Source organism: Idiomarina sp. H2, assembly GCF_004364275.1.
Taxonomy (GTDB): domain Bacteria; phylum Pseudomonadota; class Gammaproteobacteria; order Enterobacterales; family Alteromonadaceae; genus Idiomarina; species Idiomarina loihiensis.
Map to the genome: position 1 here is coordinate 1 of NZ_SNZY01000011.1, position 16926 is coordinate 16926.

The following is a 16926-nucleotide window of genomic DNA, read 5'->3' on the forward strand; positions in this document are numbered from 1 at the left end:
CACCACCTGAATCCATTCCGAACTCAGAAGTGAAACACACCAGCGCCGATGGTAGTGTGGGGTCTCCCCATGCGAGAGTAGGTCACCGCCAGACTTTTATTCTAAGAAGCCCTCAGCTCACGCTGGGGGCTTTTTTTATGTCTATCGGTAGCCTGATGAGATGGTCCCCTCCCTCCTAAGCGGCATCGCAATGTGCCAATATAGAGGTTCAAGCTTCTATAGAAACAGAGTGGAGAGGACCAATGGCTATTGTAAACAGAATTGCCCTGGATTTGGCAAAGGATTTTATTCAGGTTTTGGCGCTGGATGAAAATGAGCAGGAAGTTTTTAATAAAAAACTGCGCAGCAATAAAGTGTCAGCGAAGCTGGCGACGCTGAGCCGTACGGATGACTGTGAAGTAGCGGTTGAGTCCTGCGGCATGAGTCATTACTGGCGCCGCGAATGTGAAAAGCTGGGTTATAAAACGGTGGCGTTGCCACCGCGTTTCGTCAAAGCGTACCTGCAGGGTGAGAAGAACGATGCGAATGACGCCCGGGCGATAGCCGAGGCGGCATCACGACCCAACCGTCAGACGGTCAGGCTGAAAAGCATTGAGCAGCAGGACTTAGCATTGATGGTCAATCAGCGGGAAGGCTTCGTGCAGACGAGAACGCAGTTCTCGAATAGGTTGCGGGGGCAACTGGCCGAATACGGCATTCTTTTACCGAAGCGAGTCGGTACGATATTACAGAGAGTACCGGAGGTACTGGAAGACGACAGCAATGCGCTGACGCTTCAGTCACGGGACCTCATCAACCGGCTCTATCAGATGCTGCGAGCGGTGGATGAAGAAGTTAAAGCGCTGGATAAGCACTTAGCGACACAGGCCGAAAGGAATGAAGACAGTCAGCGGCTGATGACCCTGCCGGGTATCGGACCGATAACAGCGACCTCGCTGCTGGCACTGATAGGTGATGTGAGTGAATTTAAACGCGGCCGCAACCTGTCGGAATACCTGGGACTGGTACCACGGCAAAACAGCAGTGGCGGTAAAGACCGTTTAGGCGGTATTACCAAAAAAGGGAACACCAAACTCAGGACACTGCTGGTGCATGGCGCCCGCTCGGCACTGCGGGTGGCACAACAGCGCCACGACAGGCTGAGCCTCTGGGCACAGGATGTCGCTAAACGCAGAGGCAACAACGTTGCAGCGGTGGCACTGGCTAACAAGCACGCCCGGATAATCTGGGCGATGTTAAAGAATAAAGAAGATTACCGGATGACTGCTGCTTAACAGCATTCAGTAAAAGAGCACAGCGAAGGTTCATTCCTTCCGGGAGTTGCAAACGTCAACAGGATGGTAAAATAGGGTAAACCGACGACAACTGAGACTGTTGAACGTCCGTACATAAAGTACGTTAGCCTGATAAGCCAGTTGTCGTGCGGAGTTCATCCAGGCCAGGTGCGCAAAGCGCGCACCATAAACAGGCCGTATATATGCGAGCGCCCCGACATTTACCACGAGTTGCCGTTGCAAAACGGGAGGGGACCATATATGACGTTCACGTCAGGTGAGATATCTTAGCTTCTCCCCGTACCTTAGTCTCCCTGCTCAGTTTATAGCTGCAGTGACGCGTGTCGGCCAAGATCCGCTCTCATAATATACCCCGGGTTTAACCCCCAACCTCCCCACCTGATGCAAGAGCATCAGGCTACTACAAAACAACCTTTGGTGATAAAGCGAGGTGAGTTACTTAGTTTCGATGGTATATATTAAATCGCCACCTTGACCTTCAGTGGTTGAGGTGGATTCAAAAAGTAGTCTTTCAGACAGTGTGTAGCGCAGTATGAAAGTAGAGGTTGGTTCTAGTAAGCCAATTCCATACTTAACGTACAGACGAGGAGAGAGGTATTTACCTATATACAAAGAGGTATCATTGACATCACTGGTTTCAGAATCCAAAGACACTTCATCTAAATCAAAAGTGTCTTTTATGCCTTCAGTTAGAAACTTGGCGCTACGGCCACCAACTAATAGTGCAGCCTGTAGTTCGAGATTATTCGCATCTCCCTGGCTACCCGGCGGCTTTCCGAATAACAGGTACGAGAGGATAGTACTGTCCGGAAGAGGCGGTGTTGAAAAAAGGCTTAATTCAGGTCGGTTTATAGTACCGGTAACTCTGGCTCCTATCGTCTCAGGCGGCCGCTCGTCGATACCGGTTTTTTCAATATTACGGGTAACTCTAAGATTTAGGGATGGAGTATCTAAAGGCCCCCCATTGAAAAGCAAATCACCGCGTTCAATAGCTAATTTTTGTCCGTAAATCTCGTAATTACCGGATACGACCCCAATACTGCCGTTACCTCGTGCAACGGAATCGGGTTGCTGTGTAATTTGGAGTTTCCCTTTTAAGTTACCTGAAAAACCTAGAGCTTCGACGCGAACTTGTTCTCCTAGACTCACTGTTATATCTGTATTAGTAGAAAACAAAGGAGGATCTTTAGACTCATTTTTCAAAGTAACATCAGCTGACTCCGTGACAGCTTGATCTAAATTCACTGGTGTTATTCGAGCTTTAGGTAGATGTAAATCCCCTCTGACGAATACAAGATCTTTCTCAAGCTTTAGGGAGATATCAGGTGATGCAACAAGGAGAAGATCCGGGGTATCTAAAATCAATAGATCTTTACCCTTTATAACGAGGTTTCCGGTTCGTTTAAATGCATTGAGCTCCCCCTCAATAGCGACATCACCATCACCTATTTTGCCGTCTGCATTAACCGTAAATTCGCCAACATTTGCGTCTGCCGTTAGTTTTGCATTGAGCTCAGTAATTAATGTACCACTGGCTAATACAATGATTCTGTCTGCATTAAGGTTAACTTTTCCTGAAGCAGTTGGATCATTTAAATCACCTGCAATATTGAGTTCTGCGCTAGTACTCCCATTGCCGATATCCACTTGCGGTGCAAATAAATTCAGTAACTCTAAACTTTTAGAATTTAATGAAACCTTTCCGGAAAGAGGACTGTCGGGAGCTACTTTTTCGATAGTAAGCTGCCCTGACAGGTTAAAATCGAGTTCGTCAGCTATCGCTGTCATTCCAATATCAATGCCCTCGTCGTCGCGGTTTTTAGCGGTTAAGTTAAGCTGATTTAAAATAACTTTTTCTTCACCAGCCAGTACTTGACTGTTATCCGCGTTAATAGCGCCGTCAAGCTTCCTTAACGTCATATTTTCATAATCGAATGTACCGACAACCTCAGCCGATACCTCTCCAGTTAGCTTGTAAGCGACGTCGGGTAATACAAGAGCTTGCAGTAAATCCAGCGGAATCTCACTGGCATCTGCATCGAAACTTATTAACTTGTCCTGCTGTTCTAACTTAAGGCAGAAGGGATTATCTATCCCTTTGTAATTTAGACAAACTGGCGTTGTATTGAACGTGATGTCCTCATAGTTAAAAACGACCGTGATAGGTTGATTTAAACTAACAGTATTGTAGTCAGGGTGCTTCAGGTTAAATTTATTAAAACCTATTTTAAACTCTGGTTGGTTTAGTTGCCCACTAATATCACCGGTAGCTACAACCTCTCCTTTAACGTCAGAAAGCTCGCTTAAATCTTTAGACGTTACTTGCCAGGTGAGCTTTTTGCCAGGGCTAAGCGCCCCTTCAGCGATAAGTGACTGCGCTCCCCAGCTGGCATTAAACTGGTCAACAAATAAGTAGGGCTCTGACAAACGCAATTTCGCTTCTGCATTGACCGTCCGCTGTTGATATTCACCCGAAATATCCGTAGTTAAAGATAAATTGTCTTTCCAATTGATAGCAGCCTTGCCACTGACAGTTTCATCATTATGAGTAAGTTTCAGGCTTAAGATATTTAGGCTGTCAGACTTAAGTTTAGCTTCAGTAACAAGCTGTAAGTCTTCTTCAAGTACGCCAGACAGTTCGTTACTTAAATTAATTGCAAGCTCATCGAGTTCGCCTTTGGCCTGTAACCGGCCTTCGTGGCTGCTGATACCGTTCGGTTCGTAGGTTATTTTTTCCCAACTTACAGAAGCATCAATTACCGGAGTAGTCGATAGTGATGAAACATTTCCCTGCAAGGTTAGCTGTCCCTGGATATCGCCTCTAGAGTGCACATTGAGTGGTGCGAAGTTTATTATGTTGTCTTGATAGCTAACGGAGCCATCGATATCCATTGTCTGTTGATTAACTGTGACAGCTATGTCGGGCTCGATACTGGCTTGTGTTACTCCACCCTCTCCACGTATATCTCCGGCAAAACTCAATTCAACCTGGTCAGCTCCGACACTTGCCAACCACAGGCTCAGGTTATTCTGCTGCCAATTGCTGTCAAACTGCCAGGTAAGCTCGTTCAGCGGGTTATCGATTTTAGCGGTAACTTCACCGACAAGTCCTTCGGATAGTTCACTATTTGTCGTCAGAGATCGAATGTCGCCAGCTATCTCCGTTTTTACTTTAAGCGAAGGGAAGTCTGGTGAGTGAAAATGGGTGTTATTTTCGAGCTCACTTTTAAAAGGATAAGATAATTTAGTTTTTCCGGAAATCTCGGTGGTTAGGTATTGGTGCTCCAGACGAAACTGTCTGATATTAAGCTGGCCATCAGCGTTAGCTCTGGCTGATGCTTCAATCGTTAGTTCCTGAGAAGGAGTTTCTAAAATAAAAAAACGGCTTTCCTTAACCAGCAAGTTACGCAAGTTGACATCTAAAGGCAGCTCAATTTGAATGTCTTCAACAGAAGCTTCAGAATCCGCGTTTTGACTCGAATTCTGAGCTGCACGAAGACGGATCTCGCCACCAAGGCTTTCTATGTTATCTATTCGAATAACACCGGACAACAAAGCTAGCGGATCCCAGTTTATGATTAGCTTGTTTGGTGTATAGGAAAAAGTTTCGCTTTCAAAACGAAAATCTTCAAACTCAAACTCATTCAGCAGAGTTCCATTAAATGCTTTGTACTGGATGTCTACCGATAGATATTTTTGTCCCTGAGTTAGTATCCAGCGGCTGCCAGTTTCACTGCCAACCAGGCTGATAGCCATTAGTGGGACTAAAACAACCAGAACAAGAACTGTAATGGCCAACCAACGATAAATGCTCATAAATCGGGGCCTAAGGTAAAGTGTAGGCGCCAGGGCTTATCTGGCTCATCTATTGCCTGAGCCAAATCCAGACGAACCGAACCAATAGGAGAGATCCAGCGAATTCCGAATCCAACACTTTGTTTCAGCTTTTCATTAGGTTCAATCATGGCATTACCAATATCCGTGAATAAAGCGACACGCCAATTTTCCTTAAAGCGATAATCAATTTCTGCGCTGGCAACAGCCAAATAACGGCCACCTAAAATGGTTCCTGTATCGTCTTCTGGTCCTAATTGCTCATAAGCGTAGCCGCGCACGCTGTTGTCCCCGCCAGCGAAAAAACGTAGCGAAGGAGGCAACTGATTAAAATCATTTATATAGGTAGCGCCGGCTTCGGCTCTGGCAAGAAAACGTATATTGTCTGTAACAGGGACAACGGCTTTAGAGCCAAGTTCCACGCTGGCTAAATCGGCATCAGACAAAACTGCTTCACTTGCTGCTTTTAGTGTTACATCAAAACGAAAGCCTTTGTCGATATTCAACCTTCCATCGGCTGTCACATAGTTCCAACTGGCTTGCGGAATTAAAAACTGACTGGTTCCCGAACTTTCGCCAATTTCGAAGTCATCGCGTTGCCAGTTTAACCCGTACTCGCGTTGCCATTTACCCATTGCAACAACGCTGGATGCGCCAAAGCGATATAGTCGGTTAGTTTGTCCTTCGTTATCTTTATCAGAGGCCTCGGCTCGAATCTGGTAATAATCTGACTGAGGGTTTTGACCCGGAATGATGTAGTTTGCACCAACGCGGCTTTCTACTTCTGATAACTGTGTCATCCCCCTGAGTTGGTGTCCCTGCGTATTGACCCAACGGCGGTTGAGGCTGGCACTAATACGAGCTCCGGTATCGGTTCCGTAACCAACACCGTATTGATACTGGTTTCTGAAGTTAGGCTCGGAGCTGACAGAGATAGGTACTGTGTGCTCTTCGGCATTTCCCCAGTCCGGACTGACCTGAACTTGAGAGAAATATCCGCTGTCACCTAATGCTACTTGTAATTGACTGAGTTCCTGTGTGCTGTAGCCTTCGCCGTGTTCAAAAGGAACAAAGCGATGGAGCAGTTCGTCGTCGAGTATATCCTGTTCGAATGTGACCTGCCCGTACTCGTAGCGTTTCCCGGAATCAAAAATCACTTCTATATCAGCGGTGTTTTCTGCAACATCAATTTCGACATTGTGTTTTATAAAGCGAGCATCGTGATAGCCGCGCTGACTCGCTAATGACAATAACCTGGACTTAACTTGTTCGTAAGTACTATGAATAAAACGTTGTTTTTCTTTGAGGCTATTATTCTCTATTATGTTCTCGAACGCCTCGTCTTCAGCCGCGTCGCCCCGAATTTCCCACATGTTTTTAGCAATTTTTACCGGGTCATTCAGCTCAATTTGGTAGGCAGCTGACCAACCTCCCTCAATGGTTTCTAGTTGAGCATTCACTTCAACCTGATAATATCCATATGGGCGGAGTGCTTTTTTAATGTCGTCAGGTGCTTGTCTATGTAGATACCGGACTCTATAGTCGGCGTAACTTTTGTCTTTATCCAGACGGGCTATTTGTAATAGCGCCATAACATTGGCGTACTCGTCTCCCTCAACACCGGAGACCGCAACTTCAACTGAAGCAAGAGCCAGCCCGTTGAAAAGTATACTAAAACTAAAAAGAATAAATCGAAAGTAACGCATTGAAGTGTTATACCAGACAAAAAGTTAAGACATAATCGCATGCTTTAAGATTTCATGTAAATCATTGGTTCAACCCGGAGACTCTATGGCGATAGAAATTACGACGGCAGAAAAACGATTGTTACAAAGAGTAAGTATTCCACCGCGCCCCGAAACTTTGCTAACTGTGAGTCGTGAAGCCAAAAAAAGTGAACCTGATGTCACCGTTATCGCTGAATCTATTTCGGCTGATATGAGTATAGCCGCCGCTGTTTTACAGGTTGTTAATTCTGCCGCTTACCGCAGAGCAAGAGAGGTCGATTCAATTCAGCAGGCCGTCATGACGCTTGGCTTTCGCCGGGTTTTTCCGATTGTAAGGGCGGTTGCTCTTAAGTCGGCTTTGACATCTGACTATGATCTCAGCGAGTTCTGGCGTTATAACGAGTGGGTTGCCGGGGCCTGTGTGATGATCGCTGAAGCCATCGGACGACCGGAATTGAGAGATCATGCTTATATGCTGGGTCTTTTTCAAAGCTCAGGAATACCGGTTATGTTGGCTGAGTTCGATGATTATGCTGACTTACTAAATGCCGCAGAAAGTACTCCCTGGCAGCAGGTACAAGCTAAAGAGCTAGAGCTTTTCCAGACTTCACACACTACTATCGGTGCGCTGTTGGCACAACAATGGAAGTTGCCGAAAATTGTAGTTGAAGTCATTTATTATTTGTTTGAAGACAGTTCAATTTTCAATCACTCCAGCGAACTTGACAATTTAACCCTCGACTTATTGGGAATACTAAAGATATCGCGATACGCAATTGATTTGAGAACCCGCAGTTTGGCCGGAGAAGAAGAATGGCAGTATGTTCAGGATGGCGTACTTGAGCATTTTCAAATTGATGAGTTTAAGGTAGATGAGATGCTGCAGATTGTTCATGAGGAGCTTTTTGATACAGAAGCCTAGCCATAATTGTTTAATTTATCTGCAAACAGTAGGTTAAGCCGTAAATATCGCTTGTCTGAATACTGGGTGTCGGTATAATTCTCCGCTCAAGCGTTAGGGGCGTAGTTCCAATTGGTAGAACAGCGGTCTCCAAAACCGACGGTTGGGGGTTCGAATCCCTCCGCCCCTGCCAGTTTCTAACTGGCTATCCTTCCCAAGCTTGAGTAAACTGCATTTATCTGTTTTCAACGGTAATCGTCATGCTCCCAGAATGGACCAGTCAACAACGCGCCGCATTACAAGTTATGGGTATTCCCATTTGGGAAAAGAAACGAGCGTCGGCACCGGTATTTTATTATCGTCTGGGCCCTCTCTATTTGCGTGGAGAGAGAGAATTGCCTGTTTCTCTGCCCGGTTGGCTTGATGATCTTTGCTTGTATCTCGGGCAACGCCCTGTTGCTATAAAAGCCCCCGCTAAAACTCCAGACTTGTGTTTTGATTACACTGACAGTCTGAACGGTTCCTTTCCGGTTGAAACAAAAAAGTCCCTCTGGCAGCAACTGGCACATGCAAAGCTTTAATATTGAGGACTTTCGACCCGGTGAGCTTGAGTTTTCGGTCGAAAAGAATGCACATCGTACCCCCTGGCCCTGGTCTGTATTTAGCGAAAGCTATGGTGAACAATATCGTTGTCGGCGGCTATTGCAGGGTTCTAGGGTTATTGGTTTTACTATTAGCCAGTTAGTTGCCGATGAATTGACGTTGCACAACATTGCTGTGGATCCTGACTTTCAGGGGCAGGGCTTTGGTTACAAACTCATGCAGGACTTATTAGACTATGCTGAAAAGAAACACTGCGTTGTGTTTCTGGAAGTTCGTGCTTCCAATGCTGCCGCTATCCGCTTATATGAAGGCAATGGATTTGATACGGTAGGGCGCAGAGTCAATTATTATCCAGCCGCCGACGGGCGTGAAGACGCTTTAGTTATGCGTTGGGAAAGCTAATAACCAAATGGAGTAATTATGCCATCAACACAACAGGTACGGGCACTACAGGCCTTGTCCTTTATGGATTTAACCACGTTGAATAACGATGATACCCGAGAGGTTATTGAAGACTTATGCCAACGTGCCTCGATAAATAAAAAGAGTGTCGCTGCGGTTTGTGTGTTCCCTGAATGGGTGGCGTTGGCTCGCCAGTTTCTCAACGAGCAGGGGCTGGATACCAAAGTCGCTACGGTTACTAACTTTCCTGATGGCAGTACCAATGTCGCCCGCGCCGCAGCAGAAACCGAGCGAGCTATAGCGGCCGGAGCGCACGAGGTTGACGTGGTCCTGCCTTATGCTGCTTTATTGCAGGGTGATGAGAGCACCCCGGCTGAATTGGTAAGAGAGTGCAAGGATATTTGCGGCGATTCTGTTCAGCTAAAAGTCATTATTGAGTCAGGTGAGCTTCAGCAACACGATAAAATTGTTCTGGCTAGTGAGTTAGCTATTGCTAACGGCGCTGACTTTATTAAAACCTCAACCGGTAAAGTATCGATAAATGCCACCTTGAAAGCGGCGGAAGCTATGCTGGGGGTCATTAAATCCAGTCAAACAGATTGTGGTTTTAAAGCCGCAGGCGGAATCCGGACTCTGGATGATGCGGTTCAGTATATTGAGTTAGCCGAGCGGATTATGGGTGAGGACTGGGTCACAGCTGATAATTTCCGCATCGGAGCCAGTAGCCTGTTGCAGGATCTCCAAAGCCTTTTGGTTAAGGTTTAAGTTTATGTTTTTGGCGCAAGAAGTTATTCGCAAAAAGCGTGACGCTGTAAGTTTATCCGACACCGATATTCAGCAGTTCGTTAACGGAATTTGTGATGACAGCGTCAGTGAGGGGCAAATAGCCGCGTTGGCTATGGCGATTTATTTTCGCGGTATGTCGGCGCAGGAAAAAACAGCTTTAACCGTTGCTATGAGAGATTCCGGCGATGTTCTTGACTGGCGACAGGACAATTTAAGTGGTCCGGTATTGGATAAGCACTCAACCGGCGGTGTCGGTGACGTCGTTAGTTTAATGCTGGGTCCTATTGTCGCAGCCTGTGGTGGCTATGTTCCGATGATTTCGGGGCGTGGTCTGGGACATACTGGCGGTACGCTGGATAAATTTGACGCAATTCCCGGCTATCAGACCGCTCCGGATAATCGGCGCTTTCGCGACACGGTTAAGCAGGCTGGTGTTGCCATTATTGGGCAAACAGGGCGTCTGGCACCAGCTGATAGCCGCTTTTACGCAACGCGCGATGTGACCGCGACAGTGGAGTCGATTCCGTTAATTACAGCTTCTATTCTGGCAAAAAAGCTGGCTGAAGGCCTTGATGGTTTGGTTATGGATGTTAAAGCCGGTAACGGTGCATTCATGCCAGGATACGATGAATCGAGAGAGTTAGCGCAGAGTCTGGTGAGTGTTGGCCGGAAACTGGGAGTAGAAACCACGGCGCTTATTACTGACATGAATCAGGCATTAGGTTCAGCTGCCGGTAATGCGGTTGAGGTTCAGTTAGCCGTTGATTATTTAACGGGAAAGCTCAGAGATAAACGCCTGCATGAGGTAACAAAAGCCTTATCTGCTGAGTTGCTGGTGTCGGGAAACTTGGCTAAAAGTACTGACCAAGCTGAGGTTATGGTTGAAAACGTACTGGGAAGCGGTTTGGCGGCCGAACGTTTCGCCAAAATGGTCGGTTCTTTGGGCGGACCTCACGACTTTCTGGAAAAAAGCGACCAGTACCTGCCCCAGGCAAACCTGAGAAAACCGTTAAAGCTTCCCGCCGAGTATCATGGGCTATATTTATCGGAAGTGAATACAAGAGAATTGGGAATGGCGGTTGTCTGTTTAGGTGGAGGCCGGCGCAAAGCTGATGATAAATTGGATTTAAGCGTTGGTATGACCGATATCCTGACAGTTGGATCGAAAGTGGACTCAGAGAGTGTCATTGCAACAGTGCATGCCAGTAACGAGTCGGACTGGCAAGAGGCTGCTGACAGCATACTGAAAGCTTTGAGTTTTTCCTCTACCCCGCCGGAGCCCGACTCTGTTATCTATGAGCGCATAGCCGGAGAGACTGAATGAGCAGAGCCATTGTTCTGGTATTAGATTCGTTTGGTATTGGTTCAGCCCCCGACGCTGATAAGTTTGGTGATGAAGGCGCTGATACTTTTGGCCATATCGCGGAATACAGGTATCAGCACGGACAACCCCTGCAGTTACCTAACCTTACCCGGCTGGGTTTAGCTAAAGCTCATAAAGAAGCGACAGGCACCTATGCCAAAGGTTTTCACGAAGTGGAAACTTATGGTGCTTATGCCTGTGCCGCAGAACTCTCGTCGGGAAAAGACACACCCTCTGGTCACTGGGAGTTAATGGGCGTTCCCGTACACTTCGAATGGGGGTATTTCCTCAATGAAGAGAACAGTTTTCCCAATGAATTGTTAACTCAAATTCTTAAGGCCTGCGAACTCGACGGTTATCTTGGTAATTGCCATGCTTCGGGCACTGAAATCCTAAAGCAGTTAGGTGAGCAGCACATTCGTAGCGGTTATCCTATTTTTTATACCTCTGCCGATTCCGTGTTTCAAATTGCCGCGCACGAAGAACATTTTGGTCTGGAGCGTTTATATCAGGTATGCGAGAAGGTTAGGGCCCTTATAGAGCCATATAATATTGGTCGCGTTATTGCACGTCCGTTTGTTGGCGATAAAGCGGACAACTTTGAGCGTACAGCCAATCGAAAAGACTACTCTGTTTTACCACCTAAGCCGACGGTGCTGGATAAGCTTCAAAATAAAGGCGGCAAGGTTATTGCTATCGGTAAAATCTCGGATATTTTTGCCGGGCAGGGCGTTTCCGAGTCGGTCAAAGCCTCGGGGCTGAACGGGCTTTTAACGGCGACATTAAACGCAATGGAGAAAGCCCCGGAGAACACATTAATTTTTACCAATTTAGTGGATTTTGACACCTTATACGGACACCGGCGGGATATTGATGGCTATGCCCGGGAACTGGAAACGTTTGACCAATGGTTGCCTGTTATTGAATCGGCAATGAAACCGGATGATGTTTTGGTATTAACCGCCGATCATGGCTGTGATCCCACCTGGCAGGGAACCGATCATACCCGTGAATTTATTCCTTTATTACTGTCGGGTCAAAACGTGCAGGCGGGTAACCGGGGGAAACGACACAGTTTTGCCGATTTAGGGCAGACACTGTGTCGTCTATTTGACTTACCCGCGATGGAAGAAGGCAAGGCGATTAAGCTTAGCTAACACGATACCGCTTAACGTTGTTCTCAAGTTGTGCCGCAGTGTTACTAAGCTCTTTCATATGCTCTCCGGCCTGTTGAGTGCCATCGGCGGTTTGCTTCGCAATATCGACAATTGCGGTCATATTTTGGTTTATGGTTTCCGAAACCGATGTTTGCTCTTCCGCTGCAGTCGCAATTTGAGCGTTCTGCGTGTTAATGGTGTTTACCGCCTCCAGAACTTTCGCCAAAGCGTTTTCCACTTCAGCTGCTTCAGCGACACTGGTTTCACTACCTTCTTTTATTGAAGCCATGACGCTGGACACTTTTTTACTGCCTTGCTGCAGTTGCTCTATCATCGATTCAATTTCGTGAGTGCTGTCCTGAGTTCGTTTTGCCAGAGTGCGAACCTCGTCGGCAACAACGGCAAAACCTCTGCCAGCTTCACCTGCACGAGCCGACTCTATTGCCGCGTTAAGCGCCAGTAAGTTGGTCTGTTCAGCAATGCCTCGAATAACATCAAGCACGGAGCCAATTTTCGCTGAGTGCGCGTTAAGCTGTTCAACCTCTGATGCACCATTTTCCACTTTTTCTGCCAGACCGTGAATGACATTAACGGCTTTGGTCAGCAGGTGATTACTTGAATGAACCAATTCTTCTGCCTGTTCAGCTGCTGATGACGCTTCGCTGGCGCTACGGGCGACTTCATGAGAGGCCGTCGACATTTCGTTAATGGCGGTTGCCACCTGCTCACTTTCTGCCTGCTGCTCGGTTACTCCCTCGCGAGCGTCAATCAGAACTTTGTCGAGCTTTTGAGTGGAGCGGCTGACGGAGCTCGCAGAATGACGGATATTGGTTACCATATCGGAAACCTGGTCGGCAAAATCGTTAAAGGCCTGCCCAAGATCGGCCATTTCATCGTTGCTGGTCGTATCGAGGCGCTGGGTGAGATCACCGTCACCTTTTGCAATTCTTTCCATAGCGTTAAGGGCGTTACGCAGTGGTCGTGTAATTCCTTTGACCACAAACAACGCCAGCGCGGCGATAATCAGCAATGCAATAATTGACGCAACGATGGTTTCAACAACGGCGTCGGCTAGTGCTTCATCAACATTATTTTCAATTCTGGCGGCTTCCTGCTCCATTCCGGCTGTCCAAAAGCCAGTACCTATTACCCAGTTCCACTCGTTTAGTAGCTTGGCGTAACCGAGTTTAGGATTGACTTGCTGCTGAGTATTCTGCCAGTCATATTTGACGAAGCCGCCACCGCCTTCTGCTTCTTCAATAAGCTTTCTTATAAGGTAAACCCCATTAGGGTCCTGAAAGTCGAACAGGTTTTTACCTTCAAGGCTTTGATTAACGCCATGAGCAACACTGACACCCTGACGGTCATAAACAAAGAGGTAACCCACATCACCAGAGTCATCAAAACGTAGTTGCCGTAGTATTTGCTTTGCGCGTTCTTGTCTTTCCTGTAACGAGCCCAGAGAAGTGTCTTTTACAAGGTGCTGGATAGAAGTAAATGCTAACTCCAGATAGTTAGAAAGCTCCTCTCGACTGTCTTTTTCCATTTGCGCAGTGAACTCTTCAACCGCGTTTTGGCCGACGGTCGTCGACTGAGACAAGTTATACCAGGTTAAGAATACAGCGATGAGTACCGGAGGTATTAGAGCCAGGGAAAATACTTTAGCTTTTATCGTCAGTTGCATGGGCAGGTTACTCTGGTTGTTCATATCAATTGTGTAGTCTAGCGCAGACTCGGAATCCTATCTCTTAGACGTTAGTAACGTATCTATCGCAGATTATAACGATCCATGGTTTGTGTATCGGCAGCAGATCAGCGAAAATAAGCAATATCGTTAAATTTAACCAATAAGAGTCTTGTTGATGTCTGAATCCAGCTTGCAGAATGAAGTCGCGAAACGTCGTACCTTTGCCATTATCTCTCACCCGGATGCCGGTAAAACCACGATTACTGAAAAGGTCTTGCTGCATGGTCAGCAGATCCAAAAAGCGGGAACGATAAAAGGCAAGAAGTCTGGTCAGCATGCAAAGTCGGACTGGATGCAAATGGAGCAGGAGCGGGGCATATCTGTAACGACTTCGGTCATGCAGTTCCCTTATAATAATGCTCTGGTGAATCTATTAGATACTCCCGGACACGAAGACTTTTCAGAAGATACTTATCGTACCCTGACCGCCGTCGACTCCTGTTTAATGGTTATTGACGGAGCTAAAGGTGTTGAGGACCGAACCATTAAGTTGATGGAAGTCACGCGTTTACGTGACACGCCTATTATCACCTTTATGAACAAACTTGACCGTGACATTCGCGACCCGCTGGAGTTGCTGGATGAAGTGGAAGATGTTTTGAAAATTATGTGCGCACCTATTACCTGGCCGATTGGTTCCGGCAAAAACTTTAAAGGGGTTTATCACCTTCTTAAAGATGAAACGATTTTATATAAAACCGGGCAGGGACACCGAATTCAGGAAGAAACCATTATAAAAGGTCTTGATAACCCTGAGTTGGATGAGAAGTTAGGCGTATGGGCAGATGAGCTACGTGAGCAAATTGAACTGGTGAATGGGGCATCAAACCCCTTTGATAAAGAATTGTTTCTTGCCGGAGAGTTGACCCCGGTGTTTTTCGGGACGGCGTTAGGTAACTTTGGTGTGGATCATATGCTGGATGGCCTGGTCGACTGGGCGCCAAGACCTCAGCCTCGCGAAACCGATCAGCAAGATAGTGTTAGTGCAGACAACAAAGACTTTTCTGGCTTCATCTTTAAAATTCAGGCGAATATGGATCCGCGTCACCGGGACAGGGTCGCATTTTTGCGAATTGTATCGGGCAAATATGAAAAAGGCATGAAAATGCGCCAGGTGCGTACAGGGAAAGACGTGCGTATCAGTGATGCATTAACCTTTTTAGCCGGCGACCGTTCGCACGTGGAAGAAGCATATCCAGGCGATATCATTGGTCTTCATAACCATGGTACCATCCAGATTGGCGATACCTTTACCGCAGGCGAAGACTTCAAGTTTAGTGGTATTCCGAACTTTGCGCCTGAGCTTTTCCGTCGTATCCGTTTGAAAGATCCGCTTAAGCAGAAGCAATTATTAAAAGGCTTAGTGCAGTTATCTGAAGAGGGCGCCGTGCAGGTGTTTCGTCCGCTTATCAGTAATGATTTGATTGTTGGCGCTGTTGGGGTTCTGCAGTTTGATGTGGTTGTTCATCGCCTGAGAACAGAATACAAAGTCGATGCCATGTACGAAAATATTAACGTCGCGACAGCGCGCTGGGTGAGCAGCAAAGACGAGAAGAAACTGGATGAGTTTCGTCGTAAAGCAGAAGCGAATCTGGCATTAGATGGTGGTGATAATCTGACTTACATCGCCCCGACTATGGTGAATTTGAGCCTGGCAGAAGAGCGTTACCCTGATATTGAGTTTACTCACACACGCGAACACTAAAGCTTATGAATATGCTTTACGACACTCATTGCCATATTGATTTTCAGGCATTTGATGAGGACCGGGAGCAAGTTTTAGAAGCGGCCGCCGAAGCCGGAGTTGAGCGCTTTTTGGTGCCGGGTGTTAGTGCTGAGCAATGGCCCCGGCTGCAGCAGTTAGTTAATCAGTTTTCAAGCTGGCGCTTTGCTTTAGGCTTGCATCCCTGGTTTATTCAACAACATAATCTGAACCACCTGCAAGAGCTTGAGCAAGCCTTAGATACTCCGCATGAGCGGTTACGGGCAGTGGGCGAGGTGGGGCTGGATGCTACCTGCGATAATTCCGAACTGCAGCGCGAGCTCTTTATTGAACAGCTGAAATTAGCGACGAGCTATCGCCTGCCTGTCATTATACATCATCGTAAAACTCTGGAGACAACTCATCCTTTAGTCAAACAATATGGCCCTGAGCAAGGCGTTATACACGCTTTTAGCGGCAGCTATGAGCAGGCTATGAAGTTTGTTGATTGTGGTTATAAGCTGGGTGTTGGCGGAGTAATTACTTACACTCGTGCACAAAAAACACGACAGGCAATAGCCAAAGTACCGCTATCGGCTTTGGTGCTTGAGACGGATTCACCGGATATGCCTATTTGCGGACATCAGGGAGAACGTAATGAACCGGCAAGGATTGCAAAGGTTTTGGGCGTTTTAGCCGAGTTGAGAAAGGTTGATAAAGACTCGCTTAGCGAAGCTTTATGGAAGAACAGTTGTGAGCTGTTTAATGATGCTCAACCTGCCAGTAACGATCACGTATCCGGTTAAAGCCAAGCATAATAAACACACCGGCCAGCATCGCCAAAAGAAGTAACAGTTTACCTTGTTGCATCAGGCCGTTATGGGCGGTCTGGCTTTGCTTCAATAATAAATTTTTATCGAAAATGACCTGTAAATAACCACTCACATTGTCTTCAAGGTTAATTTCTTCAACCAGTACCCAGGGCTCAGAAGTGTCTTCGCTAGTGGGCCAGTCAATAATGGATGAATTAACGCCACTGTGCACGAGCAGTTCACCAAAACGGTTACGAATGGTTGCCGCCATAACTTCGGGGTGGCTGGCGATATTGTCGGTCAGAGCAGTTAAGCGCTCGGTATTTTGATGTTCAAGCCAATAATGCGCTTCGTGCTCGGCCTGATCCATCATAAGCTGAGTTACCGACTGAGTTTGCGAGAAAAGTTGCTGTTGCGACTGGACACTGGCAATATTCCAGACATTAATAATGATTAGCAGTAATCCACCGGCAGCGGCTAAGCGCAGAGCACGTTTCGTCATAATACGAATAATGGCTTTGGTTTTATTGTTAAGCAAAGTACTTTTTACTCTTTGCCATTGCCTGGATTCTGTTAGTCGCATGAGTTCAGCTCAGG

The 16926-nt window shown here is 46.8% G+C and carries 13 protein-coding genes, 1 tRNA gene and 1 rRNA gene; 11 read left to right on the top strand and 4 right to left on the bottom strand.

Going from position 1 to position 16926, the window contains the following annotated elements:
• Positions 1 to 94: ribosomal RNA gene (gene rrf / locus DET62_RS12875) — 5S ribosomal RNA — on the top strand; the annotation flags it as partial.
• Positions 95 to 242: 148 nt separating this feature from the next.
• The gene (locus DET62_RS12880; protein WP_110014235.1) at positions 243 to 1274 is read left to right on the top strand and encodes an IS110 family transposase; all 1032 of its coding nucleotides are present in this window, start codon (positions 243 to 245) and stop codon (positions 1272 to 1274) included.
• Positions 1275 to 1730: 456 nt separating this feature from the next.
• Here DET62_RS12880 and DET62_RS12885 read toward each other — a convergent pair whose 3' ends face one another.
• Both DET62_RS12885 and DET62_RS12890 read right to left on the bottom strand, forming a co-directional pair.
• Complete coding sequence (locus tag DET62_RS12885; RefSeq protein WP_110014236.1) at positions 1731 to 5111, bottom strand: translocation/assembly module TamB domain-containing protein; 3381 nt, start codon at positions 5109 to 5111, stop codon at positions 1731 to 1733.
• On the bottom strand, positions 5108 to 6835 hold the full coding sequence (locus DET62_RS12890; RefSeq protein WP_110014237.1) for an autotransporter assembly complex family protein: 1728 nt from the start codon (positions 6833 to 6835) through the stop codon (positions 5108 to 5110). Before DET62_RS12890 ends, DET62_RS12885 begins: the two co-directional genes overlap by 4 nt.
• An 85-nt stretch (positions 6836 to 6920) precedes the next feature.
• On the opposite strand from DET62_RS12890, the gene DET62_RS12895 reads away from it, so the two are divergent.
• From DET62_RS12895 to DET62_RS12925, 7 genes are all read left to right on the top strand, one after another.
• The gene (locus DET62_RS12895) at positions 6921 to 7778 is read left to right on the top strand and encodes an HDOD domain-containing protein (protein WP_034823055.1); all 858 of its coding nucleotides are present in this window, start codon (positions 6921 to 6923) and stop codon (positions 7776 to 7778) included.
• 95 nt (positions 7779 to 7873) lie between these two features.
• Positions 7874 to 7950: transfer RNA gene (locus tag DET62_RS12900), tRNA-Trp, on the top strand.
• A 67-nt stretch (positions 7951 to 8017) separates the two neighbouring features.
• A complete protein-coding gene (locus DET62_RS12905) occupies positions 8018 to 8338 on the top strand; it encodes a hypothetical protein (RefSeq protein WP_110014238.1) in 321 nt (106 codons plus the stop codon).
• Complete coding sequence (rimI, locus tag DET62_RS12910; RefSeq protein ID WP_110014239.1) at positions 8325 to 8762, top strand: ribosomal protein S18-alanine N-acetyltransferase; 438 nt, start codon at positions 8325 to 8327, stop codon at positions 8760 to 8762. The genes DET62_RS12905 and rimI overlap by 14 nt, the downstream gene beginning before the upstream one ends.
• A gap of 18 nt (positions 8763 to 8780) precedes the next feature.
• Positions 8781 to 9527 carry a deoxyribose-phosphate aldolase gene (gene deoC / locus DET62_RS12915; protein ID WP_034823051.1) on the top strand — a complete coding sequence of 249 codons (747 nt, stop codon included), beginning with the start codon at positions 8781 to 8783 and terminating at the stop codon, positions 9525 to 9527.
• A gap of 4 nt (positions 9528 to 9531) precedes the next feature.
• On the top strand, positions 9532 to 10872 hold the full coding sequence (deoA, locus tag DET62_RS12920; RefSeq protein ID WP_110014240.1) for a thymidine phosphorylase: 1341 nt from the start codon (positions 9532 to 9534) through the stop codon (positions 10870 to 10872).
• A complete protein-coding gene (locus tag DET62_RS12925; RefSeq protein ID WP_110014241.1) occupies positions 10869 to 12068 on the top strand; it encodes a phosphopentomutase in 1200 nt (399 codons plus the stop codon). Before deoA ends, DET62_RS12925 begins: the two co-directional genes overlap by 4 nt.
• Here the strand turns inward: DET62_RS12925 and DET62_RS12930 are convergent.
• Positions 12061 to 13752: a methyl-accepting chemotaxis protein gene (locus tag DET62_RS12930; protein ID WP_110014290.1), complete on the bottom strand. Its 1692-nt coding sequence runs from the start codon at positions 13750 to 13752 to the stop codon at positions 12061 to 12063. The genes DET62_RS12925 and DET62_RS12930 overlap by 8 nt on opposite strands.
• A 178-nt stretch (positions 13753 to 13930) precedes the next feature.
• Between DET62_RS12930 and prfC the strand changes: the two genes are divergently transcribed.
• Both prfC and DET62_RS12940 read left to right on the top strand, forming a co-directional pair.
• Complete coding sequence (gene prfC / locus DET62_RS12935) at positions 13931 to 15520, top strand: peptide chain release factor 3 (protein WP_110014242.1); 1590 nt, start codon at positions 13931 to 13933, stop codon at positions 15518 to 15520.
• 11 nt (positions 15521 to 15531) lie between these two features.
• Positions 15532 to 16323, top strand: coding sequence for a TatD family hydrolase (locus DET62_RS12940; protein ID WP_243735034.1), 792 nt, complete (start codon positions 15532 to 15534; stop codon positions 16321 to 16323).
• Here the strand turns inward: DET62_RS12940 and DET62_RS12945 are convergent.
• Positions 16280 to 16912 carry an AhpA/YtjB family protein gene (locus DET62_RS12945; protein ID WP_243735037.1) on the bottom strand — a complete coding sequence of 211 codons (633 nt, stop codon included), beginning with the start codon at positions 16910 to 16912 and terminating at the stop codon, positions 16280 to 16282. The two genes, DET62_RS12940 and DET62_RS12945, sit on opposite strands and share 44 nt — an antisense overlap.
• Between the last annotated feature and the right edge of the window lie 14 nt (positions 16913 to 16926).

Coding starts and splice junctions, on each gene's coding strand:
- DET62_RS12885 (WP_110014236.1), bottom strand. CDS start 5,111: ATGAGCATTTATCGTTGGTTGGCCATTACAGTTCTTGTTCTGGTTGTT.
- prfC (WP_110014242.1), top strand. CDS start 13,931: ATGTCTGAATCCAGCTTGCAGAATGAAGTCGCGAAACGTCGTACCTTT.
- DET62_RS12945 (WP_243735037.1), bottom strand. CDS start 16,912: ATGCGACTAACAGAATCCAGGCAATGGCAAAGAGTAAAAAGTACTTTG.
- deoC (WP_034823051.1), top strand. CDS start 8,781: ATGCCATCAACACAACAGGTACGGGCACTACAGGCCTTGTCCTTTATG.
- DET62_RS12940 (WP_243735034.1), top strand. CDS start 15,532: ATGCTTTACGACACTCATTGCCATATTGATTTTCAGGCATTTGATGAG.
- DET62_RS12905 (WP_110014238.1), top strand. CDS start 8,018: ATGCTCCCAGAATGGACCAGTCAACAACGCGCCGCATTACAAGTTATG.
- DET62_RS12895 (WP_034823055.1), top strand. CDS start 6,921: ATGGCGATAGAAATTACGACGGCAGAAAAACGATTGTTACAAAGAGTA.
- deoA (WP_110014240.1), top strand. CDS start 9,532: ATGTTTTTGGCGCAAGAAGTTATTCGCAAAAAGCGTGACGCTGTAAGT.
- DET62_RS12925 (WP_110014241.1), top strand. CDS start 10,869: ATGAGCAGAGCCATTGTTCTGGTATTAGATTCGTTTGGTATTGGTTCA.
- rimI (WP_110014239.1), top strand. CDS start 8,325: ATGCAAAGCTTTAATATTGAGGACTTTCGACCCGGTGAGCTTGAGTTT.
- DET62_RS12890 (WP_110014237.1), bottom strand. CDS start 6,835: ATGCGTTACTTTCGATTTATTCTTTTTAGTTTTAGTATACTTTTCAAC.
- DET62_RS12930 (WP_110014290.1), bottom strand. CDS start 13,752: ATGCAACTGACGATAAAAGCTAAAGTATTTTCCCTGGCTCTAATACCT.
- DET62_RS12880 (WP_110014235.1), top strand. CDS start 243: ATGGCTATTGTAAACAGAATTGCCCTGGATTTGGCAAAGGATTTTATT.